Below are 3,718 nucleotides of genomic sequence, written 5' to 3'. Positions count from 1 at the left end.
CGGAGCCCGGAGCCCTCACCATGACCACGCCCAACGAGAAGGTTGTCGAAGCTCTCCGGTCCTCCCTCAAGGAGACCGAACGGCTCCGGCGGCAGAACCGGCAGCTCCTTGCCGCCGCCGCCGAGCCCGTCGCGATCGTCGCGATGAGCTGCCGCTACCCGGGCGGGGTCGACTCGCCCGAGCGGCTCTGGGAGCTGGTGGCCTCCGGCACCGACGCGATGTCGGAGTACCCGACCGACCGGGGGTGGGACCTCGACGCCCTCCGGGCGGCCGGGACCGACGAGCGGGGCACCCAGGTGAGCCGGCGCGGCGGCTTCCTGGACTCGGTCGTGGGCTTCGACGCCGGGTTCTTCGGGATCTCCCCGCGCGAGGCGGTCACGATGGACCCGCAGCAGCGGCTGCTGCTCGAAACGTCCTGGGAGGCCTTCGAGCGGGCCGGCATCGACCCGGTCTCGCTGCGCGGCAGCCGTACCGGCGTCTTCGTCGGCACCAACGGGCAGGACTACGCTTACCTGCTGGTGCGCTCGCTCGCCGACGCCACCGGCGACATCGGCACCGGCATCGCGGCGAGCGCCACCTCCGGCCGGCTCTCCTACGCCTTCGGCCTGGAGGGCCCGGCGGTAACCGTCGACACCGCCTGCTCCTCCTCCCTGGTCGCCCTGCACTGGGCCGCCCAGGCACTCCGGTCCGGCGAGTGCTCGCTCGCCGTGGCCGGCGGGGTCAACGTGATGTCTACCCCTGGCTCCCTGATGGAGTTCTCCCGTCAGGGCGGTCTGGCCGCGGACGGCCGGTGCAAGGCCTTCGCCGATGCGGCGGACGGCACCGGCTGGGCTGAGGGCGTCGGCCTGCTGGTCCTGGAGCGGCTCTCCGACGCCCGCCGCAACGGGCGCCGCGTACTCGCGGTGCTGCGGGGCTCCGCCGTCAACCAGGATGGAGCTTCGAACGGCTTCACCGCTCCGAACGGCCCGTCGCAGCAGCGGGTGATCCGGCAGGCCCTCAGCAACGCGGGCCTGTCGACGGGTGATGTCGACGCGGTCGAGGGCCACGGGACCGGGACGCCGCTGGGTGATCCGATCGAGGCGCAGGCGCTGCTGGCCACGTACGGCCAGGGGCGCGAACTGCCGCTGCTGCTGGGCTCGGTGAAGTCGAACATCGGGCACACGCAGGCAGCTGCGGGTGTCGCGGGTGTGATCAAGACGGTGGAGGCGATGCGGCGCGGCGTGCTGCCGCGGACCCTGCACGTGGACGCGCCGTCCTCGCATGTGGACTGGTCGGCGGGTGCGGTCGAGCTGCTGCGGGAGGCTCGGGACTGGCCGGAGACCGGCCGTCCGCGCCGGGCCGGTGTCTCCTCCTTCGGGATCAGCGGGACCAACGCCCATGTGATCGTGGAGCAGGCGCCGGAGGAGGAGGCCGAGGCTCCCGCTGCTTCGGTTGCTCCTGCCGTGGTGCCGTGGGTGGTGTCGGGGAAGTCGGAGGCGGCGCTCGAGGCGCAGATCGCCGGTCTGGCGGTGGTGGAGGGCCTCGCCTCGCTGGATGTGGGTCTGTCGCTGGCGGGTCGGTCGCGGTTCGGGCACCGGGCGGTGCTGGTCGACGGTGTGGAGGTCGCGCGGGGTGAGGCGGCCGAGCGGTCGGTGGCCTTCCTGTTCTCGGGTCAGGGGTCGCAGCGGTTGGGGATGGGCCGGGAGTTGTACGGCCGGTTCCCGGTGTTCGCCGAGGCCTTCGACGAGGTGTGCGAGGTCCTGGACGGTCTGCTGGAGCGGCCGTTGCGCTCAGTCGTCTGGGGTTCCTCGGACGAGCTGCTGAACCGGACGGACTTCGCGCAGGCGGGTCTGTTCGCGGTGGAGGTGGCGATGTTCCGGTTGCTCGAGTCGTTGGGTGTGCGGGCGGAGTTCGTGGCCGGGCACTCGATCGGCGAGGTCGCGGCCGCGCATGTGGCGGGTGTGTTCTCGTTGGCGGACGTGTGTGCGCTGGTGGCGGCGCGTGGTCGGCTGATGGAGGCGCTGCCGGCCGGTGGTGCGATGCTCGCCGTGCAGGCTTCCGAGGACGAAGTGTTGCCGCTGCTGGGTGAGTCGGTGTCGACAGCGGCGGTGAACGGGCCTTCGTCGGTGGTGGTTTCGGGTTCCGCCGAGGGCGTCGCGGCGATCGATGCGCACTTCGCGGACCGCAAGACTTCGTGGCTGCGGGTCTCGCACGCGTTCCATTCGCCGCTGATGGACCCGATGCTGGACGAGTTCCGGACGATAGTGAAGGGGCTGGCGTTCGAGGAGCCCTCGATCCCGGTAGTGTCCAACCTCAGCGGTTCGGTGGCCGGGGGTGAGCTCTGTACGCCGGAGTACTGGGTGCGGCACGTCCGGGAGGCGGTCCGGTTCGCCGACGGTGTGCGGGCTCTGCGGGCGCAAGGTGTGTCGGCGTTCGTGGAGTTGGGGCCGGACGGGGTGCTCGCGGCGCTGGCGCAGCAGTGCCTCGCCGATGGGGACGAGAGTGTGGCGGTGCCGGTCTGCCGGAAGGACCGACCGGAGGAACACGCTCTGGTGGAGGGTCTGGCCCGTGCCCATGTGGCGGGCGTGGCGGTGGACTGGGCGCGGCTGTTCGACGGTACGGGTGCGCGGCGGGTGGACCTGCCTACGTATGCGTTCCAACGCGAGCGCTACTGGCCCGCGCTCAGTCGGTCGGCCGGGGACGTCGCGGCGGCCGGGCTGATTCCGGCGGACCACCCGCTGCTCGGCGCGGTGATCCCGCTCGCCGGTTCGGAGAGCGTGCTGTTCACCAGTCGGCTGTCGCTCGAGCACTGCGGCTGGGCCGAGGGTGTCTTCCCGAGCTCCTGCTTCCTGGAGCTGGCTGTCCGGATCGGCGATCAGGTCGGCTGCGACCGGGTCGAGGACCTCACCGTGACCAGCCCGCTCACCCTCGCGGGCCGGCCCGGCGTGATGGTCCAGGCCCGGGTCGGTGCGCCGGACGGGACGGGCAGCCGGTCGGTGCGATTCTTCTCGCGCAGTGACGGCGACGGTGTGCTGGGCGAGTCCTGGACGGAGCACGCGTCCGGGACGCTCGGAACGGGCGAGCGGGTGGCGGACTTCGCCGCCAAGGTGTGGCCGCCGGAGGGCGCGGCCGTGGCCGAGCCCGAGGGGGAGACGGCCGGAGCTGCCGTCGCCCTCTGGCGTCGGGGCGCGGAGACCTTCGTCGAGGCCTCGCTGACAAGCGAGTTGGCCGGGGAGGCGACCGGCTTCGGCCTTCACCCCGCCCTGCTGGCGGCGGTGGTGGCGGCCGACGGGCGCGGCCTGGTGCCGGTGTCCTGGGCCGGGGTCTCCCTGCACGCCTCGGGTGCCTCGGTGGTCCGGGCCCGGCTGACCCGGGTCGGGGAGGAGGCGCTTGCGCTCGCGGTGGCTGACGTGGCGGGCGATCCTGTGTTGTCGGTGGACTCCGTGACGCTTGCCGAGCCCCTGGTCGCTGACCCGAATGGTGGCGAGCTTGCGGGTTCGCTGCTGCGATTGGAGTGGGTGCCGGCGGTGCTGTCCGGGGTGTCCGGGGCGGTGTCGCGGGTTGAGGTGGCTTCGCTGGGTGAACTTGGCGAGGTTGTGCCGGAGTTGGTTGTGGTTGCGGTGCCGGGTGTCTCGGCCGGTGGCGATGTGCCGGGTGGTGTGCACGAGGTCTCGGCGTGGGTGCTGGGGTTGGTGCAGGAGTGGCTGGCGGGGGAGCGGTTCGTTCGTTCGCGGCTGGT

At 72.5% G+C, this 3,718-nt stretch carries 1 protein-coding gene; it reads left to right on the top strand.

Annotated elements, in window-relative coordinates:
• Positions 1-20 precede the first annotated feature (20 nt).
• Positions 21-3,718 (top strand): beta-ketoacyl synthase N-terminal-like domain-containing protein (locus AB0K43_RS24195; protein WP_363643090.1); only part of this gene is annotated, 3,698 nt, incomplete at its 3' end.

The organism is Kitasatospora sp. NPDC049258 (assembly GCF_040678895.1).
In the GTDB taxonomy this organism is placed as follows: Bacteria; Actinomycetota; Actinomycetes; order Streptomycetales; family Streptomycetaceae; genus Kitasatospora.
Note: the sequence above shows the minus strand (reverse complement) of the source record. Positions and strands in the feature narration are given on the sequence as shown.